Raw genomic sequence first — 25,630 nt, forward strand, 5'->3', positions numbered from 1 at the left:
CCTATTTCAAAGGCGGCTGGACAAGTCTTCCAGGGCCGCAGGCAAATCAGTGAACCGGAATGTGAAGCCAGCCGCCTGCAATCGGGCCGGCGTGGCGCGCTGGCCGCCAAGCAACAGCAAGGACAACTCCCCCAGCGTGACCTTCAGCGCAAGCTCCGGCATCGGCACTACGGCCGGCCGATGCAATACGCGCCCCAGGGCCTTGGCAAAATCGCGGTTGCGCACCGGGTTCGGCGCGCATGCATTATAAGGACCGCTGGCATCGGTGCGATGCAGAAGAAAATCAATCAGGGCGATTTGATCGTCAATGTGAACCCACGGCATCCACTGCCGACCATTGCCGATACGCCCGCCCAGCGCCAGCTTGAATGGCAACAGCAGCCGCGACAAAAAGCCGCCCTCGGCGGACAGAACCAGACCGGTACGCACCAGCACCACGCGCAGGCCCAAGGCCTCGGCCCGTTGCGCGGTTTCTTCCCAGGCGATGCACAACTGGCTGGCGAAATCTTCGCTCACCGGTCCCGATTCCTCGGTCAATTCACGCTCACCACCGTCGCCGTACCAGCCCACCGCGGAACCGGAAATCAGCACCTGCGGTTTCTGTTCGCAACGCTCCAGCCACGCCAGCAAAATTTCCGTCAACGTGATACGACTGCTCCACAACAACATCTTGCGTTTGTGGCTCCAGGGGCGGTCGGCGATGGGGGCGCCGGCGAGGTTGACCACCGCGTCCACCGGCTCGTCAATTTCGTCGAGCTTGGCCACGCCCCGCACCGAGGTCCCGCAGATTTTCGCCACCTCTTCGGGGCGGCGGCTCCAAACCGTCAGGCGATGTCCCTGCTGCAACCAGAGGCGGCAGAGCTGACGCCCGATCAAACCAGTACCGCCGGTCAGCAATATGTGCATGAGATGTTCCTCGAATCGCGTTTTACCCGGCCCATTAGTCTATTTTTATAAGCAGGGATTTTTCGTATCGGACGGGGTCTGTGTTTAACAATAGGACAACCTGTCCAAACGCGAACGGTAAAACTTATACCAAAAACCCGAATTGTACAGGTTTAAACGACGGCGTAGTCTGTACAGAAAGGTAAACGAGGCCCTCATGACTGTACCTATCGCGATCATCGGCACCGGCATCGCCGGACTTTCAGCCGCCCAGGCCCTGACGGAGGCTGGGCATGTCGTTCAACTCTTCGATAAAAGCCATGGCAGTGGCGGACGCATGTCGAGCAAGCGCAGCGACGCTGGCGCACTGGACATGGGCGCGCAGTACTTCACTGCCCGCGATCGCCGCTTTGTCACGGAGGTCCAGCGCTGGCAAGCCAACGGCTGGGCCGCGGAATGGAACCCGCAGCTCTACAACTTCCAGAATGGGCAATTGAGCCCATCGCCGGACGAACAGACTCGCTGGGTCGGCACCCCGCGCATGAGCGCCATCACCCGTGCCTTGCTCGACAAACTGCAGGTGCAGTTTTCCTGCCGGATCACCGAGGTGTACCGCGGCCAGGAGCATTGGCATCTGCAGGACGCGGAAGGTTTCACCCACGGCCCCTTCGGCCACGTGGTGATCGCCACGCCCGCGCCCCAGGCTACCGCATTGCTGGCGGCCGTACCGAAGCTGGCCGCCGTGGCTGCCGGCGTGAAGATGGACCCGACCTGGGCTGTGGCCCTGGCCTTCGAAGCAGCGCTGGATACGCCCATGGAAGGCTGCTTCGTACAGGACAGCCCTTTGGACTGGCTGGCGCGCAACCGAAGCAAACCGGGACGCGACAGCAAGCTCGACACCTGGGTACTGCACGCCACCAGCGACTGGAGCCGGCAGCACATCGACCTGTCCAAGGAAGCGGTGATCGAACACCTGCACGGTGCCTTCGCCGAACTGCTGCACAGCGCGATGCCCGCACCAAGCTTCAGCGTGGCCCATCGTTGGCTCTATGCCCGCCCCGCCGGCAGCCATGAATGGGGCGCCCTGGCCGATGCCGACCTGGGGCTGTACGTGTGTGGTGACTGGTGCCTGTCCGGCCGGGTCGAAGGCGCATGGCTCAGCGGCCAGGAGGCTGCACGCCGCCTGCACGCAAGCCTGCAGTAGACGCGTCACCCATCGCTCTTCGCTGCTGTCGAAAGAGACAGCAGCCTGCCCGCAGCACCACTGACGTCACCAGTCCCTCTATGAATCCGGTTGACTTGTGTGCATTCGGACCTATGATGAAAATATTGTACATAAATATAAACTTGTACAAGATTAAGCCATCAGAGGTCGCCCATGCCCAGCGCAGCCATCGCCAAACCCCGAATCGCCGTCAGCGCCTGCCTGATGGGTGCCGAAGTTCGCTTCAACGGCGGGCACAAGCAATCGCCGTTGTGCAGCCGCACCCTCATCGATTACTTCGATTTCGTGCCGGTGTGCCCCGAAGTCGCCATCGGCCTGGGCATTCCCCGGGAGCCGATTCGCCTGGTGGGCAATCCTGAACACCCCGAGGCGCTCGGTACGGTGAATCGCGACCTCGATGTGACCCGGCCATTGGCCGACTATGGGCAGCAAATGGCCGAGGAACTGGATGACCTCTGCGGCTACATCTTCATGCAGAAATCGCCGTCCTGCGGACTGGAGCGGGTCAAGGTCTATGACCATAACGGTGTGCCCCAGGAAGGCGGCGGGCGCGGCATCTATGCCCAAGCCTTTTGTGAACGCCATCCCGATCTGCCGGTGGAGGAAGACGGTCGCCTCAACGACCCGGTACTGCGGGAGAACTTCCTGACCCGGGTGTTTGCCTATGCCGCCTGGCAACCCTTGCGCCGCCAGGGCCTGACCCGGCGCGACCTGCTCGAATTCCACTCGCGCTACAAATACCTGCTCATGGCTCACAACCCCGAACAGTACAAGACCCTGGGGAAATTGCTGGGCGACATGGGCAAGGCCGATCCCAATGAACTGGGCCCACGCTATTTCAGTGCATTGATGGCCGCCTTGAAGAAATGCGCCACCCGCCGCACCCATACCAATGTGCTGCAACATCTGAGCGGTTACCTCAAGCGCGCCATCGATGCCGAGGACAAGCAGGAGGTACAACATCTCATCGGGCAATACCGTCTCGGCATTGTGCCCTTGGTGGTGCCGCTAACTTTGCTCAAGCATCACCTGCGCCAGCACCCTGACCCTTACCTGGCGCAGCAGGTCTACCTGCAACCACACCCGGAAAACCTCAGTTTGCGAAACGCCATTTAATGAAAAACACCCCCGATTCCAGCGCCCGCGAAGACCTGGGTGCCGACTTTGCCAAGGCCTTGGCGCAAGGCTGGCTGCCCATACGCGAAGTCGCCCGGCAGACCGGTGTCAACGCCGTCACGCTGCGGGCCTGGGAGCGCCGTTACGGACTGATCGTGCCCCATCGCACGCCCAAGGGCCACCGGCTGTTCAATGCCGAGCATGTGCAACGGATCCTGAGTATCCTCACTTGGATTGATCGTGGCGTTGCAGTAAGCAAGATCAAGCCGTTGCTGGACACACCACCGCTGGCGACGGAACCCATGCAGCCGGCGGAAGACGACTGGCAGCGTCAGCGCCACGCGTTGGTGCTGGCGGTGACGCAACTTGCCGAGCGTCAGATCGATGATCTGGTCAACCAGGCGATGGCGCTGTATCCGCCCTGGTCCGTGTGCGAGCAATTGCTCTTGCCGTTGCTGGCCGAGCTGCACTCGCGCTGGCAAGGCCAGTTCGGCGCGCAACTGGAACGGGTCTTCCTGTACTCGTGGCTGCGCAGCAAGTTTGGCAGCCGGATCTACCACAACAACCGTCAGTTGCGCGGCGCGCCACTGTTGCTGGTCAATCATTCGGACTTGCCCCAGGAACCGCACCTGTGGCTCACCGCTTGGCTGGCCAGCAGCGCCGATTGCCCGGTGGAGGTGTTCGACAGCCCGCTACCGGCAGGCGAACTGGCCCTGGCGGTCGAACGCCTCAAGGCTCGCGGCGTCCTGTTGTACTCCAGTCACGCCATCAACCTGTCCCAACTGCCCAAGCTACTGGGTGGAATCGATTGCCCGATCATCATTGCCGGCCCGGCCGCGTCGATCCACCACGCCCGGTTATCCACAGGCGTTTCGATGATTGACCTGTCCTGGGCCGAAGACCCGCTATCGGCTCATCGCGAACTGAGCCGCAGAGAACTCCTTTAGATGGAAAACAGCCTGCAACTGATCTGGCTGCGCAGCGACTTGCGCCTGCACGACAACACCGCCCTCGCGGCGGCCGCAGCTCAAGGGCCATGCGTGGCGGTGTACCTGACCAGCCCCGAACAATGGCGTGCCCATGACGACGCAGCGTGCAAGATCGATTTCTGGCTGCGCAACCTCGGCGTATTGAGCACGGCCCTGGATGAATTGAACATCCCGCTCTTGATTCGCGAGGCAACGCATTGGCACCAGGCGCCGCACGTGCTGCTCAAGCTATGTCGCGAACTGAACGTTGGCGCCGTGCATGTCAACGAAGAGTACGGCCTGAATGAAACGCAGCGTGACACCGAAGTCGCCCGTGCGTTGAATGACCAGGGCATCGAGCTTCACCGTCACCTCGATCAACTGCTGTTCAGGCCTGGCAGCGTACTGACCAAGACCGGCAATTATTTCCAGGTGTTCAGTCAGTTCCGCAAGGTCTGCTACAACCGTCTGCATTTTTCGCTGCCGAGCCTGGTCGCCACACCGCTCCAGCAGGCCCGCACCGGCATTGCCCGCGATCCGGTGCCGACGCAGGTCGATGGGTTCGCCTCGCCCAGCGAAACACTGCGTGCCCTCTGGCCCGCCGGTGAAACCGAAGCTCGACGGCGACTGGACAGTTTTGTCGACCAGCACCTCGACGATTACCAGCACGAACGGGACTTCCCGGCCCGGCCCGGCACCAGCCAGCTCTCGGCCTACCTGGTAGCCGGGGTGGTGTCGCCACGTCAGTGCCTGCATGCCGCGCTACAAGCCAACCGGGGTGAATTCGAGAGTGGAAGCGTCGGCGCCGTGACCTGGATAAATGAATTGCTCTGGCGCGAGTTCTATAAACACATTCTCGTGGGCTATCCACGTGTATCGCGCCACCGCGCGTTCCGCCCGGAAACCGAGTCGCTGGCGTGGCGCAAGGCCCCCACCGAACTGGAGGCCTGGAAACAGGCACGCACCGGCCTGCCGATTATCGATGCGGCCATGCGCCAATTGCTGGAAACCGGCTGGATGCACAACCGTTTGCGGATGGTGGTCGCCATGTTCCTGACCAAGAACCTGCTGATCGATTGGCGTGAAGGCGAGCGTTTCTTCATGCAGCACCTGATCGACGGCGACCTGGCCGCCAATAATGGCGGCTGGCAGTGGAGCGCCTCCACCGGCACCGACTCGGCGCCTTGGTTCCGCATCTTCAACCCGTTGAGCCAGTCGGAAAAATTTGACCGCGAGGGCCTGTTCATCAAGTACTGGTTACCTGAACTGAACGATCTGGATAGGCAACAGGTCCATAGCCCAAATAGCCAGGGCGGCTTGTTTGGCGCAGTGGATTATCCGGCACCGATCGTCGATTTGCGCGAGTCCAGGGCGCGTGCGCTGGCAGCGTTCAGAAACCTGCCGACGCGACAGAATGCAGCCGTTGAAGGGGTGGGCGATTAGCGGACATGAAATTGCCGTGGCGCGGGATGCAATATTTACCCGATAACATATAGTCGTACTAATCGTACGAACTCTACTGAAAGTCGTGTATCAGCGGTAGGCAATCGAAAGGAGTACGGCATGGGTTTAAGACTGCCCCGGCGCTATTGGCTTACCGGGGCCGGCAACGGAATCGGCGCTTCGTTGGCTGAAGCGATACTCGAGACAGGTGCACACCTGGCCGTCAGTTCACACTCGCCCCGCTCGTGCGAAACCCTTTCGGTACGTTATCCAGGACAAGTGCTGATCGTGCCCGGCAATTTGACCGACAGCCAGACCGTGCGCGAGATCGGTGAACAGATCGCCCGGCAATGGGGTGCACTGGATCAGGTGATCCTCAATGCTGGAACGGCTGAGTATGTTGACGAACAGCATACTGACCACACGTTGATCGAGCGTATCGTGCGCAGTAACCTGCTGGCCGCCAGTTTCTGCATCGAAGTGGCCATGCCCTTGTTGCGCGTCGGGACCCAACCTCATCTGGTGGGTATTGCCAGCCCGGCGACTTATCTGCCGCCCTCGAGCATCGAAGCGGGTGGAAGCGGGATCCGCCATCTGTTCGAGTCGACGCGGGCAGAGCTGGCCTCTGCGGGCGTGGATGTGACATTGGTGCACCCTGGCTACGATGACCCATCGCAGGGGCCCGGCGATTGTTTCCCATTCCCGGCCCACTGGTCGCCAGAAGAAGCGGCGCGGCATGTGCTGGATCACTTGGTCGAACGCCCCCGGGAAGTCGCGCTTCCCATCGCGTCCATGACCGCACTGTGGCCCTTGCCTTCATCCACCGAAACCCTGCCGGCCGACATCGACTCATGCCAGGCAAAAAACGGCTATCCGATCAAGGGACGACCCTGAGCCGCCGATTGCCTTACACTGCGCGCCATGAAAACCATCCCCCTCCATGAAATCCCGGCACCGGCCGTCACATGCTCGACATGCGCGGCGTGCTGCTGCCAGTTGGAAGTGATGCTGATTACCGACACCGGGGTCCCGGAGCGTTTTATCGACACGGACGATTGGGGTGGGGAAGTGATGCTGCGGCTCGACGACGGTTGGTGCGCGGCCCTGGATCGCGACAGCATGATGTGTACCATCTACGAAAAGCGCCCGCTGATCTGCCGCGAGTTCGAGATGGGCGCGCCGGAATGCCTGGAAGAGCGCCAGGGCATTGCGACGGCGTATCGGTAGGCGAAAAACCTGTGAGAGCGAGCTTGCTCGCGATAGCGGCAGGTCAGACAACTTCAGGGTGGCTGTCTATCGCTATCGCGAGCAAGCTCGCTCCCACAATTGTCAGGTGTTACAGCGGCATCGTGTAGTGCAGCGCGTAGCTTTCCACACCGTCGTTGGTCGACTTGATACCTGCGTTGGAGTAGTGAGTGGCGCGAATGCCCACTTCATGTCCACCATTGAAGCGCAAGCCGAAACCGATGCGGTCCTCGAACTGGAAAGCCGTGCCCAACTTGTTGGTTTCCACCTCGGTGTTGGCAAACAGCGCAACACCTACCCCCGCCTCGATGTAAGGCTTCACGTTCTGGCCGGAAAACTCGTACACAAATACGGGCGAGAACGACAGGCTATGGTTGCTGGAAGTTTCGTCCCCTTCCCAATAGGTATAGGCGCCGCTCCAGTAACCGGTCAGGCGACCGACATCGCTCTGCCACCAACTCTTGTCCCAGTCGAACTGCATGCCCAAGCGATAGGTCATGGTCGAGTCGCTAGTTTGGCCAACCCCAAACTCCACACCCGCCGCCTGAGCGGTGTAAGTGTGCCCCAGCAATGCAGCCGCAAACGCGGCAAAGCAGAATAAGCGCTTCATTAGAACATCCTTTCCGAACAGACTTAGTTAGTTTAGTTACAAACAGACAAAGCTATAGAAATCCGCGGTAAAACAGAAGTTCAGCCCGTTTCACACAATTTTCACGTTTTTCTTACAGTTCGAAGCTTCGCACAACGCCAGACGAATGCCATAGCAATGGTAGGATTTTTCTAAAATGTATCGGATCTGCACTTGTCCAAAACTCGGTCTCGCGGGCCGGCCCTTCGGCCAATAGGTCTCGCTCGGCCAACAGCCGTTGAAGTTGGCGTGCCACGGCGGCACCGGTGTCGATCAGGCTGATGTGGGCCGGAATCATTGGCTTGAGCAATGGCTTGAGGAATGGATAGTGGGTGCACCCCAGGATCAGCGTATCGCAACCGGCTGCAAGCAACGGCTCGACGTAATGTTGCAGCAGTTGATGCAAGGCCTGGCTGTGCAGGTCCCCCGCTTCGATCAACTCGACCAGGCCCGGGCACGGCTGGGTGATCACGCGCACATCGGTGGCGAAACGGTCGAGCAAGGCGGCGAACTTGGCGCTCTGCAAGGTGCCGGTGGTCGCCAGTACGCCGACGATACCGCTGCGGGTCGCGGCGGCCGCCGGTTTGACCGCCGGCTCCATGCCGACGATCGGCCAGTGGGGGAAATCACGGCGCAGGTCGGCAACGGCCGCGACCGTTGCGGTGTTGCAGGCCACCACCAGCGCCTTGGCGCCCTGGCCCAGGAGAAAGTCGGCAATGATCGTGCTGCGCTGTCGGATGTATTCTGGGGTTTTCTCACCGTAGGGAATATGCCCACAGTCAGCCACGTACAGCAGCGACTCATTGGGCAGCAACTGACGGATCTCGCCCAGCACCGACAGCCCGCCGACGCCCGAGTCGAGCACTCCGACCGGCGCTTTACTCATGTTGATCACCACACACGCTGCAACCTGGATCACGCTTGACCCGCAGCTCTCTGAATCGCGTGCCCAAGGCATCGATCAACAGCAAGCGCCCCACCAGCGGCTCACCGAAACCGACCAGCAACTTCAAGGCTTCAAGGGCTTGCAGACTGCCCACCAACCCCACCAGCGGCCCGATCACACCGGCTTCGCTACAGGTCAGCTCGGCTTCGCTACCGTGGCCGTAGAGGCAGTGGTAGCAAGGGCTTTCAGGGCGACGCGGATCGAACACCGACAACTGCCCTTCCAGACGAATCGCCGCGCCGCTGACCAGCGGCTTACCCGCCGCGACACAGGCCGCGTTTACCGCCTCGCGGGTCGAGAAATTGTCCGAGCAGTCGAGCACCACATCCACCGCAGCGACCGCAGCGGCCAGGCTGTCTTCGTCCATGGCGGACCGGTGAGGCATCAACCGAACCTCGGGGTTGATCGCCCCCAGGCGCCGCATCGCCGAATCGACCTTGCTCAGGCCGACGCTGTCGGTGTCGTGAATGACCTGGCGTTGCAGGTTGGTCAGGTCGACGCTGTCGAAATCCGCCAGATGCATCTCGCCCACGCCAGCGGCCGCCAGGTACAACGCCACCGGAGCGCCGAGCCCGCCGAGGCCGATGATCAGCACGCGACTTTGCTTGAGACGCAATTGGCCGTCGATGTCGACGTGCTGCAACAGAATCTGCCGGCTGTAGCGCAACAGCTCCTGATCGTTCAGCACGGCAGGCACCCCAGGCTGATGCGCTCATGCCCCCCCAGATCCTTGCGACTGTGGACTTCAACAAATCCTTGGGCGCCCAGCAAGTCGCGCATCGCCTCGGCCTGATCGTAACCATGCTCGAGCATCAGCCAGCCACCCGGTTCGAGGTGCGTCGGCGCCTGGGCCACGATCTGGCGCAGATCATCGAGCCCGTCCGGCCCGGCCACCAAGGCACTGGTCGGCTCGAAACGCACGTCGCCCTCGGCCAGGTGCGGATCGCTGGCCGCGATGTACGGCGGGTTACTGATGATCAACTGGAAACGCTCGCCTTCCAAGGCGCTGAACCAGTGGCTGCTCAACACCGTGACATTACGCAGGTCCAGGCGCTGGCGATTGCGTTCGGCCAGGGCCACGGCCTCCAGCACCCGGTCGACCGCCGTGACATTCCAGGCCGCACGCTCACTGGCCAATGCCAGGGCAATCGCGCCGCTGCCGGTGCCCAGGTCCAGGATCCGGGCCGGTGTCGCGGGCAGCAAGGCCAATGCGGTTTCCACCAACAACTCGGTGTCGGGACGCGGGATCAGCGTATGGGGTGCGACTTCCAGGTCGAGCTTCCAGAAGCCCTGCTGCCCAAGGATGTAGGCCACCGGCTCGCCGGAGCGACGGCGACGCAGGTATTCGGAGAACAGCAACGCCGCCTCGCTGGGCACGATCCGCTCGGGCCAGGTGTGCAGGAAGCTGCGGGACTTGCCCAGGGCAGCGGCCAGCAACAACTCGGCGTCCAGCCGCGGCGTGGGCGAATCCGGCAGCTCGGCGGCGCGTAACAGACTGGCGATGATGGTCATTTATTCACCTGTGCTCACTCGCCAATCGCCGCCAACTGGTCGGCCTGGTACTCGGCCAGCAACGGCTCGATGACCGCATCGACACCACCGGCCAGGATCTCGTCCAGGGAATACAGGGTCAGGTTGACGCGATGGTCGGTGACCCGGCCCTGGGCGAAGTTGTAGGTACGGATCCGTTCGGAGCGATCGCCCGAGCCCACCAGCAATTTGCGTTCGCTGGCAATGGCATTGGCAGCGGCGCTGGTCTGCTGGTCGTTGAGCTTGGCCGACAACCAGGCCATGGCCCGCGCGCGGTTCTTGTGCTGGGAACGTTCTTCCTGGCACTCGACCACGATGCCCGAGGGCAAGTGGGTGATGCGGATCGCCGAGTCGGTCTTGTTGACGTGCTGGCCGCCCGCGCCGGAGGAGCGGTAGGTGTCGATCCGCAGGTCCGCCGGGTTGATCTCGATGGCTTCCTGCTCGTCCGGTTCGGGCAATACCGCCACGGTGCAGGCCGAAGTGTGGATACGCCCCTGGGACTCGGTGGCCGGCACGCGCTGCACGCGGTGGGCGCCGGATTCGAACTTCAGCTTGCCGTAGACATTGTCGCCTTCGACCCGGGCGATGACTTCTTTATAGCCGCCGTGTTCGCCTTCGTTCTCCGACAGGATCTCCACCCGCCAACCGCGACGCTCGGCATAACGCGAATACATGCGGAACAGGTCGCCGGAAAAAATCGCCGCCTCGTCGCCGCCGGTACCGGCACGGATCTCGAGGAACACGTTGCGCCCGTCATTCGGGTCCTTGGGCAGCAGCATGCGTTGCAGGTTGCTTTCCAGTTCGAGCAACTGTTCCTTGGCTTCGCGCACTTCCTCCACGGCCATTTCGCGCATGTCCGGGTCGCTGTCCTTGAGCAGCGCCTGGGCGCCTTCGAGGTCGTCCTGTACTTTAAGCAGCTGTTTATAGGTGGCGACAATCGGCTCGACTTCCGCGTATTCCTTGGAATAGGTGCGGAATTTGTTCTGGTCGGCAATGACTTCGCCATCGCCCAGCAAGGCGGTCAATTCTTCGAAACGGTCCTGGAGGATGTCCAGTTTGTTGAGCAGTGACGCTTTCATTGCGGTTTTTTATCCGAAAAGCTATCCGGTGAGCCCTCACCGAGGGCAAAGAGTTCCTGGGCCATGGCCAGCGCATCGAGGCGGCCTTCGGCAGTCAGCTTCTTGAGCTGGACACTGGGGGCGTGGAGCAACTTGTTGGTCAGGCCGCGGGCCAGCTGCACCAGCACCTCTTCGGCACTGCCGCCGTTGGCCAGCAGGCGCTGGGCCTTTTGCAGCTCCTCGTCGCGCAGGCGTTCGCTCTGTTGACGATAGGCCTTGAGCACATCCACCGCCGCTAGCTCGCGCAAGCGCACCATGAAGTCCTCGGCACCAACGCTGATCATCTCTTCCGCCGCCTGGGCTGCGCCCTGCCGGCTCTTGAGGTTCTCGGCCACCACCTCGTGCAGGTCGTCGACGCTATAGAGGTAAACGTCGTCCAGCTCGCCGACTTCCGGCTCGATGTCCCGGGGAACGGCGATGTCCACCATGAAAATCGGCTTGTGCTTGCGCAGCTTCAGGGCACTTTCCACGGCGCCCTTGCCGAGGATCGGCAACTGGCTGGCGGTGGAACTGATGACGATGTCGCTGTGCACCAGTTCGGCGGGTATGTCCGACAGCAGCACCGCATGGGCACCGAACTGTTCGGCCAGGGTGCTGGCCCGTTCCAGGGTCCGGTTGGCGACGACAATGCGTTTCACCCCCAGGTCATGGAGATGACGAGCGACCAGGGTGATGGTCTCACCGGCGCCGATCAGCAGCGCCTGGCTGCGTTGCAAATCACTGAAAATCTGTTTCGCCAGGCTGACGGCGGCGAACGCCACGGACACCGGGTTCTCGCCAATGGCGGTGTCGGTGCGCACCTGCTTGGCGGCATTGAATGTGGCCTGGAACAAGCGCCCCAGCAGCGGGCCGACGGTGCCGGCCTCGCGGGCCACGGCGTAGGCCGACTTCATCTGGCCGAGAATCTGCGGCTCGCCCAGCACCAGCGAGTCGAGCCCCGAGGCGACGCGCATCATGTGACGAACGGCCGCATCGTCTTCGTGCACATAGGCGCTGGCGCGCAGCTCTTCAAGACTCAGGTTGTGATATTCGGCCAGCCAGCGCAGCACTGAATCGGCCGAAACGTGATCCTGTTCTATATAAAGCTCACTGCGATTGCAGGTGGAGAGGATCGCAGCTTCGCGGCTGTCGGTGAGTCGGCAGAGCTGCTGCAGGGCCTCAACCAGCTGCTCAGGCGTAAAGGCCACGCGCTCGCGGACGTCTACTGAAGCAGTCTTGTGGTTAATACCGAGTGCAAGGAAGGCCATTCAAGGTCGCTGATGGTGACGTGAAGCCGGCAATTGTCCTACTTCGTCAGATTCAGAACAACCACTCGATCTCTATCGCCCTGCCCTGGGTTGTAAATCGACGGGGCGGTTATGTTTGACCCAAGGCTTGTGTCATGATGATCCGACCGCAGGTTAGTCGTCCTCTTCCTATATGAATAGATCTTCCGCGTTGCTCCTCGCCCTTGCCATGCTCAGCGGCTGCCAGTCCATGGCCCCCGTTTCGACGGACGGTACGCCGCCAGTCGAAAACAGCGTGCAGGCCCCTGAAAAACCCAAGGTCTATGGCTCGTTCAGCGAAGAAACCGTCTTCAGCCTGTTGAGCGCCGAACTGGCAGGCCAGCGCAATCGTTTCGACATTGCGCTGGACAACTACGTGACCCAGGCCATCAATACCCAGGACCCGGGCATCTCCGAACGGGCATTTCGCATTGCCGAATACCTGGGCGCCGACCAGCCCGCGCTCGATACCGCGCTGATCTGGGCCAGGAACGCCCCCGATGACCTGGAAGCGCAGCGCGCCGCCGCCGTGCAACTGGCCCGGGCCGGGCGCTACGACGACTCCATGGTCTACATGGAGAAAGTCCTGCTGGGCAAGGGCGACACCCATTTCGACTTCCTGGCGCTGTCCGCCGCCGATACCGATCAGGAAACCCGCAACGGCCTGATGAAAAGCTTCGATCGCCTGTTGCAGCGCCACCCGAATAACGGCCAGCTGATTTTCGGCAAGGCCCTGCTGCTGCAACAGGATGGCGACACCCAGGGCGCCCTCACCCTGCTGGAAGACAACCCGCCGGAAGCCGGCGAAGTAGCGCCGATCCTGCTGCGTGCTCGCCTGCTGCAAGGCTTGAACCGCGGCGATGAAGCCTTGCCGCTGCTGGAAAAAAGCATCAAGAAGTACCCGGACGACAAACGCCTGCGCCTCACCTACGCCCGCATGCTGGTGGAAAACAACCGCATGGACGACGCCAAGGTGGAGTTCTCCAGCCTGGTCCAGCAATACCCGGAAGACGACGAGTTGCGCTATTCCCTGGCGCTGGTCTGCCTGGAGGCCAAGGCTTGGGAAGAGGCCAAGGGGTACCTGGAGGACCTGATCGCCCGGGAAAGCCATGTCGACTCGGCCCATTTGAACCTGGGTCGCATCGCCGAGGAACGCAACGACCCCGAGAGCGCACTGATCGAGTACGCCCAGGTCGGCCCGGGCAACGACTATCTGCCGGCGCAGTTGCGCCAGGCCGATATCCTGATCAGCAATGGCAAGACCGCCGATGCCCAGAGCCGCCTCGCGGTACAACGCGACTCCCAGCCGGACTACGGCATCCAGTTGTACCTGATCGAAGCCGAAACCCTGGCGGCCAACAATCAGGGCGACAAGGCCTGGAACGTACTGCAGCAAGCCTTGAAGCAGTACCCGGACGACCTGAACCTGTTGTATACCCGCGCCATGCTGGCGGAAAAACGCAATGACCTGGCCCAGATGGAAAAAGACCTGCGCCTGATCATCCAGCGCGACCCGGACAACGCCATGGCCCTCAATGCCCTCGGTTACACCTTGTCGGATCGCACCACCCGCTATGACGAAGCCAAGGTGCTGATCGAACAGGCCCACCAGATCAATCCCGAAGACCCGGCGGTACTCGACAGCCTTGGCTGGGTGAATTTCCGCCTGGGCAATCTCGACGAAGCCGAACGCCTGTTGCGCCAGGCACTGGAGCGTTTTCCCGACCAGGAAGTCGCCGCTCACCTGGGCGAGGTCCTGTGGGCCAACGGCAAACAACGCGAAGCCCGGCAGATCTGGAGCCGATTCCTCAAGGATCAGCCTGACAGCCCTATCTTGCGCAGCACCATCAAACGCCTGACCGGATCCGAGACTCTTTAAGATTATGTTTTTGCGCCATCTCATCGTTTTCAGCTTCATTGCCTTGCTCGCCGGTTGCGCGGGCTTCGGCGCCCGTGAATCCGTCCAGGGCCAGGGCAACCAGGCCCAGTGGCGCGAGCACAAGCAACAACTGAGCGGCCTGGACGGCTGGCAGATCGACGGCAAGATCGGCATCCGCGCCCCGAAAGACTCGGGCAGCGGCACGCTGTTCTGGCTGCAACGCCAGGATTACTACGACATTCGCCTGTCGGGCCCACTGGGTCGCGGCGCGGCCCGCCTGACGGGCCGGCCGGGCCAGGTTTCCCTGGAAGTCGCCAATCAGGGACGCTACGAAGCCCCAACCCCCGAAGCGCTGCTGGAAGAACAGCTGGGCTGGAAACTGCCGGTCTCCCACCTGACCTGGTGGGTTCGCGGGCTGCCGGCACCGGACAGTAAAAGTCGCCTGACCCTCGACGCCGACAGCCGCCTGTCCAACCTGGAACAGGATGACTGGCAGATCGAATACCTCAGCTATGCCCAGCAGAACGGCTACTGGCTGCCCGAGCGCATCAAATTGCACGGCAGCAACCTCGACGTCACGCTGGTGATCAAGCAATGGCAGCCGCGCAAGCTGGGGCAATGACATGACCGCTGCACGCCTGACCCTGCCCTCCCCGGCCAAGCTCAACCTGATGCTGCACATCCTTGGCCGTCGTCCGGACGGCTACCACGAGTTGCAGACGATCTTCCAGTTCCTGGACTACGGCGACGACATCACTTTTGCCGTGCGCGACGACGGCGTGATTCATCTGCACACCGAGTTCGAAGGCGTGCCCCACGACAGCAACCTGATCGTCAAGGCCGCGAAACAACTCCAGGCGCAATCCGGTTGTACGCTGGGCATCGATATCTGGATCGAAAAAATCCTGCCCATGGGCGGCGGCATCGGTGGCGGCAGCTCGAATGCGGCGACAACTTTATTGGGCCTCAACCATTTGTGGCAGCTTGGCTGGGACATCGATCGCCTGGCTGCCCTGGGCCTGACGCTGGGCGCCGACGTGCCGGTTTTCGTGCGTGGCCACGCCGCTTTCGCCGAGGGCGTCGGGGAAAAACTCACCCCAGTGGAACCCGAGGAACCCTGGTACTTGGTGCTGGTGCCGCAAGTATCTGTAAGTACAGCAGAAATTTTTTCAGATCCACTGTTGACACGTAACTCTCCTCCCATTAAAGTGCGCCCCGTTCCCAAGGGAAACAGTCGAAATGACTGCTTACCGGTGGTAGCAAGGCGTTATCCAGATGTTCGTAACGCTTTGAATTTGTTAGGTAAATTTACCGAAGCAAAACTCACCGGAACTGGAAGTTGTGTGTTTGGGGGCTTCCCAAGCAAAGCTGAAGCTGATAAAGTCTCGGCCCTTCTTACAGAGACCCTTACAGGGTTTGTAGCAAAAGGAAGCAACGTTTCGATGTTGCATCGCAAGCTGCAAGACCTGCTCTAAAAGGAATCGAGTGCTGGGCACTCGCAGCAACAGATACAGGGGCGTCGCCAAGCGGTAAGGCAGCAGGTTTTGATCCTGCCATGCGTTGGTTCGAATCCAGCCGCCCCTGCCATTTTCCTATACTCATCCAGGTATACCCTCAGCCTTCAGGTACTGCGCGTGTCCAAGATGATGGTCTTTACGGGGAACGCCAACCCCGATCTGGCTCGACGTGTCGTACGTCAGCTGCATATCCCTCTCGGTGACATTTCTGTCGGTAAATTTTCCGACGGCGAAATCACTGCCGAGATCAATGAAAACGTTCGCGGTAAAGACGTCTTCATTATTCAGCCGACTTGCGCTCCGACCAACGATAACCTGATGGAACTCGTCGTGATGGCTGATGCCTTCCGCCGTTCCTCGGCTACTCGTATCACTGCTGTTATTCCTTACTTTGGTTATGCCCGTCAGGATCGCCGTCCGCGTTCCGCACGTGTGGCCATCAGCGCGAAAGTCGTGGCTGATATGCTCACCGTAGTCGGCATCGACCGTGTCCTCACGGTTGATCTGCATGCCGACCAGATTCAGGGGTTCTTCGATATTCCCGTGGATAACATCTACGGCTCCCCCGTCCTGGTGGATGATATTGAAGATCAGCGCTTCGAAAACCTGATGATCGTGTCCCCGGACATTGGCGGCGTCGTGCGTGCACGGGCTGTTGCCAAATCCTTGGGTGTGGATCTGGGTATCATCGACAAACGCCGTGAGAAAGCCAATCACTCCGAAGTGATGCACATCATCGGCGACGTCGAAGGGCGCACCTGTATCCTGGTCGATGACATGGTCGATACCGCCGGCACCCTGTGCCACGCGGCCAAGGCCCTGAAAGAGCATGGCGCTGCCAAGGTCTTTGCCTACTGCACACACCCTGTGCTGTCCGGTCGGGCAATCGAGAACATTGAAAATTCCGTGCTGGACGAGCTGGTGGTGACCAACACCATTCCGCTGTCCGCTGCAGCACAAGCCTGTGCGCGTATCCGTCAACTGGATATCGCACCGGTGGTTGCCGAAGCGGTTCGCCGCATCAGCAATGAAGAATCGATCAGCGCGATGTTCCGCTAAGGGCCCTGCCCTTTCCAGGACACCTCGTTGACGAAAAGCGCCCCGCCCCGACATCACCTGTCGGGGCGGGGCTTTTTTGCCCATACCGTGCCTGGCGCTGGTCGCAAACGTCACTCGGTCATGGCTATTTTGGAGATACAACATGAACGATTTTACTCTGAATGCTGAAGTGCGTTCCGACCTGGGGAAAGGTGCGAGCCGCCGCCTGCGTCGTCTCGCAAGCCTGGTTCCAGCTGTAGTCTACGGTGGCGACAAAGCCCCTGAGTCCATCAGCATGCTGGCCAAAGAAGTTGCCAAACTGCTCGAAAACGAAGCGGCCTACAGCCACATCATCGAGCTGAACGTTGGCGGCACCAAGCAAAACGTCGTGATCAAAGCCCTGCAGCGTCACCCGGCCAAAGGCCACGTGATGCACGCTGACTTCGTCCGCGTTGTTGCCGGTCAGAAGCTGACTGCTGTTGTTCCAGTGCACTTCATCAACGAAGCTGCTCCGGTCAAGAAAGGCGGCGAGATCTCGCACGTGACTTCCGAGCTGGAAGTTTCCTGCCTGCCGAAAGACCTGCCTGAATTCATCGAAGTCGATCTGGCTGACGCCGAAGTCGGCACGATCATTCACCTGTCCGACCTCAAGGCCCCTAAAGGCGTTGAGTTTGTTGCTCTGGCACACGGCGATGACAAGGCTGTTGCCAACGTCCACGCTCCACGTGTTGCTCCAGAAGCCACTGAAGAAGGCGCTGCAGAGTAATTTCACTCTGTCGCCGGAGTGACCGGAAACATCGCGGACTGGAACGTAGCGAGACAGCGGGCGAGAACGCGAAGTTTACTTAACGGTAAATCCGCCATTTTCGTCCACTGTCGCAACACCGCCTGATTGCGACATCGTTATCCACACTCCAGGAAGGGCCCCTATCGTGACTGCCATTAAACTGATCGTTGGCCTGGGAAATCCAGGCGCTGAATACGAACAGACCCGGCATAACGCAGGGGCCCTTTTTGTTGAGCGCATCGCGCACGCACAAGGCGTCAGCCTGGCAGCCGATCGCAAGTATTTCGGCCTGACCGGGCGTTTCTCGCATCAGGGTCAGGATGTTCGCCTGTTGATTCCCACCACCTACATGAACCGCAGCGGCCAGGCCGTGGCGGCATTGGCCGGTTTCTTTCGCATCAAGCCTGAAGAAATCCTGGTGGCCCACGACGAACTCGACCTGCCTCCGGGCGTTGCCAAGCTCAAGCAAGGCGGCGGCCATGGCGGTCACAACGGGTTGCGCGACATCATCGCGCAACTGGGTAATCAGAATACCTTTCACCGCCTGCGGCTTGGCATCGGCCACCCGGGCGTTGCCAGTATGGTTTCTAACTTTGTCCTGGGTCGTGCGCCTCGCGCCGAACAGGAAAAACTCGATGCCAGCATCGACTTTGCCCTCGGCGTGCTGCCGGATATTCTCGCCGGTGAATGGAACCGCGCGATGAAAAACCTGCACAGCCAGAAGGCCTGACACTTATCCGAGGGGAAACACCATGGGATTCAATTGCGGCATCGTCGGCCTGCCTAACGTCGGCAAGTCCACCCTGTTCAACGCCCTGACCAAATCCGGTATCGCGGCCGAGAACTTTCCCTTCTGCACCATCGAGCCGAACAGCGGCATCGTGCCGATGCCCGATCCGCGCCTGGAGGCCTTGGCGGCTATCGTCAACCCCAAGCGCATCCTGCCAACCACCATGGAATTCGTCGACATCGCAGGCCTGGTGGCTGGCGCGTCGAAAGGCGAAGGCCTGGGCAACAAGTTTTTGGCCAACATCCGTGAAACCGATGCCATCGCCCACGTGGTGCGCTGCTTCGAAGACGAGAACGTGATCCACGTCTCCAACAGCGTCGACCCGAAACGCGACATCGAAATCATCGACCTGGAACTGATCTTCGCCGACCTCGACAGTTGCGAAAAACAACTGCAGAAAGTTGCCCGCAACGCCAAGGGCGGCGACAAGGACGCAGTCGTGCAGAAAGGCCTGCTGGAGCAGTTGATCGCCCACTTCACCGAAGGCAAGCCTGCGCGCAGCCTGATGAAGAACATGAGCACCGACGAGAAACTGGTGATCAAGGGCTTCCACCTGTTGACCACCAAGCCGGTCATGTACATCGCCAACGTCGCTGAAGACGGTTTCGAGAACAACCCGCACCTGGACGTGGTCAAGGCCATTGCCGAGGAAGAAGGCGCCATGGTCGTTCCGGTCTGCAACAAGATCGAAGCGGAAATCGCCGAGCTGGACGACGGTGAAGAGAAAGACATGTTCCTCGAGGCCCTGGGCCTGGAAGAGCCTGGCCTGAACCGCGTGATCCGCGCCGGCTACGAGATGCTTCACCTGCAGACCTACTTCACCGCCGGTGTCGAAGAAGTGCGCGCCTGGACCGTCCGCGTGGGTGCCACCGCACCGCAAGCCGCCGGTGTGATCCACACTGACTTCGAAAAAGGCTTCATCCGTGCCGAAGTCATCGCCTACTCGGATTTCATCCAGTACAAGGGCGAAGCAGGCGCCAAGGAAGCGGGTAAATGGCGTCTGGAAGGCAAGGAATACATCGTCAAGGACGGCGACGTGATGCACTTCCGCTTTAACGTCTAACCCGCTACGCCGCTTCCACGCAGCATTCAAAAAGCCCCGTTATCGCCCCGCGATGCGGGGCTTTTGCGTTGGAGCATCTCATTGCAATCCAGAACCGTCCGATATCAATCCGTCGCCCGATCCCCCTGGCCTTCGTTTGCTTGAACAGCAGCGACGTGTACCGTGTTGTCCTGTCCAAATAACGTATAACGGCCCATTCGCAGGCGTGCTCAAATAACCAGCCGCCGGTTTGCCGCCCCATCAGTTTGTGTCACAGGCAGCGGGTTATTCATCAGTGTCACATGATAAAGGAAGCATCATGGCAAACCCCTACCGCGAACTGTTCTCCGCCCCGGGCGCCATCGGGCTAGTGATGACGAGCGCCATTGCCCGTCTGCCACAGGCAATGATCGGCATTGGCATCATCACCATGTTGGTGCAGCAGACAGGACTTTATTGGCTGGCAGGCGCGGTCGCCGGTACTTATACCCTGGCGACTGCGCTTATCGGTCCGCAAGTATCGAAACTTGTCGACCGGCGGGGGCAACGCCGGGTTCTGCCCCCTTTGGCGGCCTTCAGCACCAGTATGCTGCTCGCGCTGATCATTGCCGTGTATATGAGCGCTCCGGCCACACTACTTTTTATTCTCGCGGCATTGGCGGGCACGATGCCCAGCATGCCCGCCATGATAAGGGCACGCTGGATACAACTTTTCCGTGGCAAGCCACTGCTACACACAGCCTTTTCCCTGGATACCGTTATAACTGAACTAGCCTTTGTCATCGGCCCACCACTTGCCATTGGTTTGAGCATCAGTTTTTTCGCCCAAGCCGGACCCCTTGCTGCGGTCTTGTTGTTGATCGTCGGCGTGACGGCGTTTCTCATGCAGCGGCAGACGGAACCGAAGGTGGTCGTGGGCACGACGAGGAGCACAGGGTCGACCTTGCTTATCCCCGGCGTTCCTACCATCGTGCTGGCACTGTTGGCGATGGGCGTCATTGGAGGATCCGTTGACGTGGCGGTTGTCGCCTTCGCCAACGCACAGGGCTGGCCGGCGTCTGCCAGCTTCATCCTGGCAACCTATGCCCTCGGCTCATTGATCGCAGGCCTGACGTTCGGCGCCTTAAGGGTTTCCATGCCGATGGATCAGCAGTTTTTTATCGGCTCGCTGGTAACGGCAGTCACTGCTGTGTTGCCCATTCTTTCACCGAACGTCTATGTCCTTTCCGGAATGCTATTTTTGGCAGGCATGTCGTTTGCGCCAACGATGGTCATCATCATGAATCTCGGTACGATGATTGTTCCGCCTTCCAGGATCACCGAAGGGTTTACGTGGATGTCGACCGGTGTCAGCATCGGCGTGGCGCTCGGCGGCGTATTGGCGGGCTTGGTCATCGACGTCTATGGCGCGCAGGCAGGGTTCGGCGTCGCGATTGTCGCGGGCCTGGCCATGGTGCTGATAGTGCTTCTGGGGCTGCGTACACTGCGCACTTCATCTGCAACTGGTCACGAAATCACCTTCCAGTGATGTGCATGACTGGCATGCCTCGATCTCCAGAATCCATTCAGCGTGGAGGCGCTAGCTGCCGGGGCGTGGCAGCAATCACTGCCACGCAACTTCTCATGTGGCCGTCAGGTCAATAGATGCCCTGGATCGACCTCCGGGGCAACCCCAATCAGCCCTACCTCCCCGTCGGGGGCAAAGATCATGTCGTCTTCTCCAAGGTTTTCCCGCCAGTCCCCGGCAATCGCGATCTGGAACCAGTGGCCTTGTGCGTCCGCTTCCGCATCCTTCAGATAAGTGCGGTCCAGCTCCTTGTTGTAAACCATCTCCAACGTAGTGCCCGTACCCTCTCCGAAACCGGTATAACCCAGGGCCGATACATCGATCCTGTCGTCAACCGTGAAGCCTTCGATCAGGTCGGCAAAGCTCTGGTTGTCAGTGCGGTAGCTGTCCTCGGTAGAGGTATAGCGGAACACGTCGTCGTTTTGATGGTTATCTGTCCACAACGAAATGTCGCTTCTATCCCCGCCGTTGAGGCGGTCAGCGCCGGCGCCGCCGATAATGACATCAGCCCCCGCACCGCCGTTGATACGGTCATTGCCGCCCAGGCCATAGATGATTTCCGACAAGGCAGAACCGGTAATCGTATCGTTGGCCGACGTACCTTCAACAGTGGGCGCGGTGAACACCAGGTTGGAGCTGTCCAGTTGCCCCACCAGGTTGCCGTCCAAGGCCAGTTCAAACCGTTGCCCGGAGTCATCCGCGTCGTAGCTCTTGAGGTAAGTGCGAGTGCCGTCCGCGCTGGCCGTGATGGCCAAGGTGCCGTCATGGCCGTCGCCAATGCCGGTGAAGCCCAGGGCAATCAGGTCGATGCGGTCCTCAGCGGCGTCGAAGTCCTGGACCCGGTCGCTGTTGTTTTGCGTTGCCGTGCGGAAACTGTCGTTCAGTTCGGTAAAACGCAAGATGTCAGCGCCAGCGCCACCTTGCAGAAAGTCGCGTCCGCCGTTGCCTTGGAGTACATCGTCACCCGCCAAGCCGTGGATGATTTCGGCAGCATCGGTCCCCTGCAAGATTTCTTCACCGGCATATCCGTCCACATGGAGCTTGCCGTCCTGGCTGCCGAAACGGCTATCCACACTGCCATCCGCGTTCAAGCGGATGACGCTGAAGTCCCCATTGCTCGTGCCGGCAGCCAGGATCTTGCCATCGCCCTGTACCGTCAGAGCCACAGGCGTGTCGGCCTCGAAGGTCACCGTGCCATTGGAGCCAAAGCCGGTATCAAAGGAGCCGTCAGCGTTAAGCCGCGCTACAGTCGCCAAGGTGCTGCCTTCGCCATGCCCCATCACGATGATCTTGCCATCAGCCTGTACGGTGACCACTGAATCTTCGCCAAACCCCATGGCGCTGCTCAAGTAGAGGACTCCGCCATCACCGAAATGGGTATCTGGCTGGCCGTCGGAGTTGAAGCGCTGCAAGGCGTACGTCGGATCGCCCCCAGCAACGGCATTGTATGCAGCCCCGACTACAACGCCTCCATCTGCCTGCACCGCAGTAGAAATCCCGCCGTTGTAGTAGGCATCTTCGGGAATGTCGACGGTCAGCACGCCATGGTTGCCAAAGCCATCGACGAACGTGCCGTCATTGCCAATCCTGGTCACTGTGGCCTGGTCAAACCCGCGGGCGCTGACCTGGAATGTGCCATCGGTATTGGCCGTCAGGTCGATGTCCTTGAAGTCATGGCTGATGTCGACCGTAATAGCGCCGTTTTGGCCGAAGGTGGCATCGCGTGTTCCGTCGCTGTTGAAGCGCTCCACCTGTACGCCGGTGTCCAGCGCTATGGCGATAAGCACCTTGCCATCGGACTGTACCGCCGTCAGCTCGTAGCGCGACGCCGGGGCTATGGCGGCAGGGATGCTGTCGACGCCACCCTCATGGAAGCTGGTGTCCAGGCTACCGTCCGCGTTCAGGCGGATAACGGAATGGTTCTGTTCGTAGCCGTAGCTCTCCTCGCCCGGCGCCCCGGGGTATCCCCATGCCAGGTACTCGGTATAGCCTCCGACCAGTATCTTGCCGTCCGGCTGGATAATGATGCTCTGGTTATCATCGAATTGGCCGGTGAGGTCGACCTGGACAGTGCCCGGGCCAGTTCTCACGGTATGGGTATTTGCCATCGCGCTGTCAGTGGTTGCCATGGGTTAATCCTTTAACGGGTGCTGGACCCGTCACTCTAGTAGAGCAATAAGGATTCGCACGCCGCCCCCTCGTTGGCACCAGCAGAGTCCGACCGGTGGTTTGTTGTAGGCGCTTGGCTTCGCTGATTCTTCTCAGGATTTAGGTTTGGGTGTATATCCGTTTCTGCGGTAACGGCCGCTGGCGGTTCCGCCCTTACGGCGGGTCACTTTCGAAAAGCGCGAAAGTAACCAAAGCGCTCTTGCCCCACCACTCGGTGCCTCGCCTAGGCTCGGCATGCCCGAACGTAGGCATTGCTCCGTGGGCCGCCGCGAAGGGCCATCCGTGGCCCAGCGCGGCTACCTCGGCATCCATGCCGAGGTGCCCACTGCGCAATACCTACGTTCGGCCAGCGTGGTTAATGGGGCGCCGAGATCGAGATCAAGATCTAAAGCAAAGCAAAGCAAAGCAAAGCAAGAACGGGGGCACATCCGGCATCTTTGTAGCTGAACTACCGCTATCGCGAGCAAGCTCGCTCCCACATGGATTCGCCAGGTGTTCACAGCATCTGCACACAACACAAAAAACCTGTGGGAGCGAGCTTGCTCGCGATGAGGCCAGCCCCTTCAACATCTTCATCGACAGTGACATCGCCTTCGCGAGCAAGCCCGCTCCCACAGGAGAAGCGCGGTCCCCATCAAGAACCAGGTCGGCTATAAGGCCGCCTCGCGGTGGACGTTGATCTCGGCGCCCCGTTAACCACGCTGGCCGAACGCAGGCATTGTGGAGTGGGCATCCCGGCATGGATGCCGGGATAGCCGCGCTGGGCCATGGATGGCCCTTCGCGGCGGGCCCACGGAGCAATGCCGGAGAGAGGGCATGCCGAGCCTAGGCGAGGCACCGAGTGGTGGGGCTAAAGCGTTTTGCTTACTTTTGCGCTTCTCAAAAGTGAGCCGCCGTAAGGGCGGAACCATAAGTAGCCGTTACCGCAGAAACGGATATACACACAAACCCAAAAATCCAAGACAAGCCCCAAAAAAACAGCGCTTTCCCCTCAGGAAGAAGCACAGTTTTTTCTAATCGGCACCGTGGCCTCGCCCCAGGCTAGAACAGATAGCCTATGTAAACCGCGACGCCACCACCGGCCTGCAGGCCAGCGTTCATGCCGGCCATGACCACCGCCCCCTTGGCCGACTTCGCCAACCGCTGGTTGACCAAGGTAGAAGCGATGAGCGAAGTCGCCGGGTTGGAACTCAGTGCCATCGACAACGCCAGCAACTTGGGATCAAGCCCGAACAACAGCGCCGTGGCCGAACCACCGATTCCCAGGCCCACCCCGACTTCGGTGTACATGCAAGGCCCGGTGATGTCGTCACTGGTCAGGTCGCGACTGACCAACGCGTCGCTGACAAACACCTTGCCGGTGCTGGGAAAAGCCTCAGCTGCCCCCGCCCCACCAACACTCTTACCCTTGATCTGGATGTTGATCTTGCCGAAACGCGGCAGCCGCGCGCCAAATCCGGCACCTACCCCGACGCCGCCGTAGCGGTAGCTGACGTCCTCGCCCTGGGGCGAACGCAGGATGATCGAACCGCCGCTGCCCGCCACCATGACCACGGTCAGGCCGCCACCGCTAGCGGTCTGATACTGCCAGCGACTTTCATTGACCGGGATCGGGATGTTGTAGCTCATACGTTTAAAGTCCTTTATGTGAATGAACCGCACCGCGACCGCGCTGACGGATAGCTTTTGCCAGACCGACAAGCGTGAACACCAGACCGATAAGACCCAGGCCCCCGGAAGTGCCCCACAGCGCGCCCGAGTCATCAACGATGGCGCTGTTGGCCGGCTGCTCGGGCAGGTAATGCACCCGCACCGGCTGACCCTGCTGATAGCCGAAGATGAAGCCGCCCTGGGGGTAGGAGATTTTTTCACCACTGCTCGTGGTGAAGGCGATCTCAGGATGCGAACCACCGGCATTCAAGTGGCTGACGATGCCATCGGCGGTCTGTGCGCGGTCGAGAAACTCGCGTCGCTCAAGCATGAGATTGATGGCAATGCTCAACAGGCCGATACCAATCAGGGCAAACAGCAGGCCCAGCAATATCTTCCCGATGTGTGATGGGGTGTCGTTAGCCATGGCTTGTCTCAGTGTTCGTCCATGAAGAGGGCGATCAGAATAGCAAGAAGCGGCGCTATGCCGCACCTCCCGAAAATCATTCCCGCAATCGCACGACGCCAGGAGATGACCCTCAGTGGCGAGTGGTGATAAACACCCTGATCGACTACCATGCCGATCGCCGGTTCCCCCACGGGACTAATAGGGAATCCGAGATGCTCGCATGGCATCAAACGGAACTGCCCCCGCAACTGTAGGTGCTGAGCCTGCTCCTCAATGGCCACTGGGATTGCCCCGGGAAGGCTGGAGCCAGGCGATGACGCATCAGTCAGGAGACCTGCCGGCCAAGTCAATCACTAACCGGCGGGGTGTCCGGGAAGGGCATCCTTGCGTTGCGCGTCACTGGGCCGATCGGC

At 60.6% G+C, this 25,630-nt stretch carries 24 protein-coding genes, 1 tRNA gene, 1 pseudogene and 1 riboswitch; of the genes and pseudogenes, 16 read left to right on the forward strand and 10 right to left on the reverse strand.

Annotated elements, in window-relative coordinates:
• Positions 1–6: 6 nt before the first annotated feature.
• Positions 7–906 carry a TIGR01777 family oxidoreductase gene (locus AB7M32_RS28330; RefSeq protein WP_454252050.1) on the reverse strand — a complete coding sequence of 300 codons (900 nt, stop codon included), beginning with the start codon at positions 904–906 and terminating at the stop codon, positions 7–9.
• Between the two features lie 196 nt (positions 907–1,102).
• Here AB7M32_RS28330 and AB7M32_RS28335 point away from each other — a divergent pair, with 196 nt between their 5' ends.
• The 6 genes from AB7M32_RS28335 to AB7M32_RS28360 all read left to right on the forward strand — a co-directional run bounded on the left by AB7M32_RS28335 (position 1,103) and on the right by AB7M32_RS28360 (position 6,864).
• Entirely contained in the window at positions 1,103–2,089 is a 987-nt protein-coding gene (locus AB7M32_RS28335) for an NAD(P)/FAD-dependent oxidoreductase (protein ID WP_454252051.1), read from the forward strand.
• A 174-nt stretch (positions 2,090–2,263) separates the two neighbouring features.
• Entirely contained in the window at positions 2,264–3,226 is a 963-nt protein-coding gene (locus AB7M32_RS28340) for a YbgA family protein (protein WP_454252052.1), read from the forward strand.
• Positions 3,226–4,173 carry a MerR family transcriptional regulator gene (locus tag AB7M32_RS28345; RefSeq protein WP_454252053.1) on the forward strand — a complete coding sequence of 316 codons (948 nt, stop codon included), beginning with the start codon at positions 3,226–3,228 and terminating at the stop codon, positions 4,171–4,173. The genes AB7M32_RS28340 and AB7M32_RS28345 overlap by 1 nt, the downstream gene beginning before the upstream one ends.
• A 12-nt stretch (positions 4,174–4,185) precedes the next feature.
• Complete coding sequence (gene phrB, locus AB7M32_RS28350; RefSeq protein ID WP_454252211.1) at positions 4,186–5,637, forward strand: deoxyribodipyrimidine photo-lyase; 1,452 nt, start codon at positions 4,186–4,188, stop codon at positions 5,635–5,637.
• A gap of 120 nt (positions 5,638–5,757) precedes the next feature.
• Positions 5,758–6,531 (forward strand): SDR family NAD(P)-dependent oxidoreductase, encoded by a 774-nt coding sequence (locus tag AB7M32_RS28355; protein ID WP_454252054.1) that lies wholly within the window; start codon positions 5,758–5,760, stop codon positions 6,529–6,531.
• Positions 6,532–6,558: 27 nt separating this feature from the next.
• Entirely contained in the window at positions 6,559–6,864 is a 306-nt protein-coding gene (locus AB7M32_RS28360) for a YkgJ family cysteine cluster protein (protein ID WP_060740657.1), read from the forward strand.
• Between the two features lie 109 nt (positions 6,865–6,973).
• Here the strand turns inward: AB7M32_RS28360 and AB7M32_RS28365 are convergent, their stop codons facing one another.
• The 6 genes from AB7M32_RS28365 to hemA all read right to left on the reverse strand — a co-directional run bounded on the left by AB7M32_RS28365 (position 6,974) and on the right by hemA (position 12,351).
• Positions 6,974–7,492 (reverse strand): acyloxyacyl hydrolase, encoded by a 519-nt coding sequence (locus AB7M32_RS28365; protein WP_092329351.1) that lies wholly within the window; start codon positions 7,490–7,492, stop codon positions 6,974–6,976.
• 112 nt (positions 7,493–7,604) lie between these two features.
• Positions 7,605–8,396, reverse strand: a complete 792-nt coding sequence (gene murI, locus AB7M32_RS28370) for a glutamate racemase (RefSeq protein WP_454252055.1) — start codon at positions 8,394–8,396, stop codon at positions 7,605–7,607.
• A complete protein-coding gene (locus AB7M32_RS28375; protein WP_454252056.1) occupies positions 8,389–9,144 on the reverse strand; it encodes a molybdopterin-synthase adenylyltransferase MoeB in 756 nt (251 codons plus the stop codon). The genes murI and AB7M32_RS28375 overlap by 8 nt, the downstream gene beginning before the upstream one ends.
• Positions 9,138–9,968, reverse strand: coding sequence for a peptide chain release factor N(5)-glutamine methyltransferase (prmC, locus tag AB7M32_RS28380; protein WP_454252057.1), 831 nt, complete (start codon positions 9,966–9,968; stop codon positions 9,138–9,140). The genes AB7M32_RS28375 and prmC overlap by 7 nt, the downstream gene beginning before the upstream one ends.
• Positions 9,969–9,982: 14 nt before the next feature.
• Positions 9,983–11,065 (reverse strand): peptide chain release factor 1, encoded by a 1,083-nt coding sequence (gene prfA, locus AB7M32_RS28385; protein ID WP_454252058.1) that lies wholly within the window; start codon positions 11,063–11,065, stop codon positions 9,983–9,985.
• Positions 11,062–12,351, reverse strand: a complete 1,290-nt coding sequence (hemA, locus tag AB7M32_RS28390) for a glutamyl-tRNA reductase (protein WP_072409341.1) — start codon at positions 12,349–12,351, stop codon at positions 11,062–11,064. The genes prfA and hemA overlap by 4 nt, the downstream gene beginning before the upstream one ends.
• A gap of 172 nt (positions 12,352–12,523) precedes the next feature.
• On the opposite strand from hemA, the gene AB7M32_RS28395 reads away from it, so the two are divergent.
• From AB7M32_RS28395 to AB7M32_RS28435, 9 genes are all read left to right on the forward strand, one after another.
• The gene (locus AB7M32_RS28395; RefSeq protein WP_454252059.1) at positions 12,524–14,248 is read left to right on the forward strand and encodes a tetratricopeptide repeat protein; all 1,725 of its coding nucleotides are present in this window, start codon (positions 12,524–12,526) and stop codon (positions 14,246–14,248) included.
• A gap of 4 nt (positions 14,249–14,252) precedes the next feature.
• The gene (gene lolB, locus AB7M32_RS28400; RefSeq protein WP_003205525.1) at positions 14,253–14,870 is read left to right on the forward strand and encodes a lipoprotein insertase outer membrane protein LolB; all 618 of its coding nucleotides are present in this window, start codon (positions 14,253–14,255) and stop codon (positions 14,868–14,870) included.
• A gap of 1 nt (position 14,871) precedes the next feature.
• Positions 14,872–15,723 (forward strand): 4-(cytidine 5'-diphospho)-2-C-methyl-D-erythritol kinase, encoded by an 852-nt coding sequence (gene ispE / locus AB7M32_RS28405; protein ID WP_103309089.1) that lies wholly within the window; start codon positions 14,872–14,874, stop codon positions 15,721–15,723.
• 37 nt (positions 15,724–15,760) lie between these two features.
• Positions 15,761–15,835 (forward strand) — tRNA-Gln (locus AB7M32_RS28410).
• Between the two features lie 47 nt (positions 15,836–15,882).
• Positions 15,883–16,824, forward strand: a complete 942-nt coding sequence (locus tag AB7M32_RS28415; RefSeq protein WP_003171603.1) for a ribose-phosphate pyrophosphokinase — start codon at positions 15,883–15,885, stop codon at positions 16,822–16,824.
• Positions 16,825–16,966: 142 nt separating this feature from the next.
• Positions 16,967–17,569 (forward strand): 50S ribosomal protein L25/general stress protein Ctc, encoded by a 603-nt coding sequence (locus tag AB7M32_RS28420; RefSeq protein WP_060740648.1) that lies wholly within the window; start codon positions 16,967–16,969, stop codon positions 17,567–17,569.
• 166 nt (positions 17,570–17,735) lie between these two features.
• Positions 17,736–18,320 (forward strand): aminoacyl-tRNA hydrolase, encoded by a 585-nt coding sequence (gene pth, locus AB7M32_RS28425; RefSeq protein ID WP_003185374.1) that lies wholly within the window; start codon positions 17,736–17,738, stop codon positions 18,318–18,320.
• 22 nt (positions 18,321–18,342) lie between these two features.
• A complete protein-coding gene (gene ychF / locus AB7M32_RS28430) occupies positions 18,343–19,443 on the forward strand; it encodes a redox-regulated ATPase YchF (protein WP_060740647.1) in 1,101 nt (366 codons plus the stop codon).
• A 298-nt stretch (positions 19,444–19,741) separates the two neighbouring features.
• Complete coding sequence (locus AB7M32_RS28435) at positions 19,742–20,950, forward strand: MFS transporter (RefSeq protein WP_454252060.1); 1,209 nt, start codon at positions 19,742–19,744, stop codon at positions 20,948–20,950.
• Between the two features lie 104 nt (positions 20,951–21,054).
• Here the strand turns inward: AB7M32_RS28435 and AB7M32_RS28440 are convergent, their stop codons facing one another.
• Complete coding sequence (locus AB7M32_RS28440; RefSeq protein WP_454252061.1) at positions 21,055–23,118, reverse strand: calcium-binding protein; 2,064 nt, start codon at positions 23,116–23,118, stop codon at positions 21,055–21,057.
• A 322-nt stretch (positions 23,119–23,440) separates the two neighbouring features.
• On the opposite strand from AB7M32_RS28440, the pseudogene AB7M32_RS28445 reads away from it, so the two are divergent.
• Positions 23,441–23,527, forward strand: a pseudogene (locus AB7M32_RS28445) (nucleoid-structuring protein H-NS); the annotation flags it as partial.
• A gap of 672 nt (positions 23,528–24,199) precedes the next feature.
• Here the strand turns inward: AB7M32_RS28445 and AB7M32_RS28450 are convergent.
• Both AB7M32_RS28450 and AB7M32_RS28455 read right to left on the reverse strand, forming a co-directional pair.
• Positions 24,200–24,787, reverse strand: coding sequence for a hypothetical protein (locus AB7M32_RS28450; protein WP_454252062.1), 588 nt, complete (start codon positions 24,785–24,787; stop codon positions 24,200–24,202).
• A 4-nt stretch (positions 24,788–24,791) separates the two neighbouring features.
• Entirely contained in the window at positions 24,792–25,235 is a 444-nt protein-coding gene (locus AB7M32_RS28455) for a DUF3592 domain-containing protein (RefSeq protein WP_454252063.1), read from the reverse strand.
• 144 nt (positions 25,236–25,379) lie between these two features.
• Positions 25,380–25,573: riboswitch (cobalamin riboswitch) on the forward strand.
• Positions 25,574–25,630: the final 57 nt, after the last annotated feature.

The sequence above is a fragment of the Pseudomonas sp. R151218B TE3479 genome, from assembly GCF_053629195.1.

What these genes read in the sequence shown, in the direction of transcription:
- AB7M32_RS28330 (WP_454252050.1), bottom strand. Translation starts at nt 906, where the DNA reads ATGCACATATTGCTGACCGGCGGTACTGGTTTGATCGGGCGTCAGCTC.
- AB7M32_RS28335 (WP_454252051.1), top strand. Translation starts at nt 1,103, where the DNA reads ATGACTGTACCTATCGCGATCATCGGCACCGGCATCGCCGGACTTTCA.
- AB7M32_RS28340 (WP_454252052.1), top strand. Translation starts at nt 2,264, where the DNA reads ATGCCCAGCGCAGCCATCGCCAAACCCCGAATCGCCGTCAGCGCCTGC.
- AB7M32_RS28345 (WP_454252053.1), top strand. Translation starts at nt 3,226, where the DNA reads ATGAAAAACACCCCCGATTCCAGCGCCCGCGAAGACCTGGGTGCCGAC.
- AB7M32_RS28355 (WP_454252054.1), top strand. Translation starts at nt 5,758, where the DNA reads ATGGGTTTAAGACTGCCCCGGCGCTATTGGCTTACCGGGGCCGGCAAC.
- AB7M32_RS28360 (WP_060740657.1), top strand. Translation starts at nt 6,559, where the DNA reads ATGAAAACCATCCCCCTCCATGAAATCCCGGCACCGGCCGTCACATGC.
- AB7M32_RS28365 (WP_092329351.1), bottom strand. Translation starts at nt 7,492, where the DNA reads ATGAAGCGCTTATTCTGCTTTGCCGCGTTTGCGGCTGCATTGCTGGGG.
- murI (WP_454252055.1), bottom strand. Translation starts at nt 8,396, where the DNA reads ATGAGTAAAGCGCCGGTCGGAGTGCTCGACTCGGGCGTCGGCGGGCTG.
- prmC (WP_454252057.1), bottom strand. Translation starts at nt 9,968, where the DNA reads ATGACCATCATCGCCAGTCTGTTACGCGCCGCCGAGCTGCCGGATTCG.
- prfA (WP_454252058.1), bottom strand. Translation starts at nt 11,065, where the DNA reads ATGAAAGCGTCACTGCTCAACAAACTGGACATCCTCCAGGACCGTTTC.
- hemA (WP_072409341.1), bottom strand. Translation starts at nt 12,351, where the DNA reads ATGGCCTTCCTTGCACTCGGTATTAACCACAAGACTGCTTCAGTAGAC.
- AB7M32_RS28395 (WP_454252059.1), top strand. Translation starts at nt 12,524, where the DNA reads ATGAATAGATCTTCCGCGTTGCTCCTCGCCCTTGCCATGCTCAGCGGC.
- lolB (WP_003205525.1), top strand. Translation starts at nt 14,253, where the DNA reads ATGTTTTTGCGCCATCTCATCGTTTTCAGCTTCATTGCCTTGCTCGCC.
- ispE (WP_103309089.1), top strand. Translation starts at nt 14,872, where the DNA reads ATGACCGCTGCACGCCTGACCCTGCCCTCCCCGGCCAAGCTCAACCTG.
- AB7M32_RS28420 (WP_060740648.1), top strand. Translation starts at nt 16,967, where the DNA reads ATGAACGATTTTACTCTGAATGCTGAAGTGCGTTCCGACCTGGGGAAA.
- ychF (WP_060740647.1), top strand. Translation starts at nt 18,343, where the DNA reads ATGGGATTCAATTGCGGCATCGTCGGCCTGCCTAACGTCGGCAAGTCC.
- AB7M32_RS28435 (WP_454252060.1), top strand. Translation starts at nt 19,742, where the DNA reads ATGGCAAACCCCTACCGCGAACTGTTCTCCGCCCCGGGCGCCATCGGG.
- AB7M32_RS28440 (WP_454252061.1), bottom strand. Translation starts at nt 23,118, where the DNA reads ATGGCAACCACTGACAGCGCGATGGCAAATACCCATACCGTGAGAACT.
- AB7M32_RS28450 (WP_454252062.1), bottom strand. Translation starts at nt 24,787, where the DNA reads ATGAGCTACAACATCCCGATCCCGGTCAATGAAAGTCGCTGGCAGTAT.
- AB7M32_RS28455 (WP_454252063.1), bottom strand. Translation starts at nt 25,235, where the DNA reads ATGGCTAACGACACCCCATCACACATCGGGAAGATATTGCTGGGCCTG.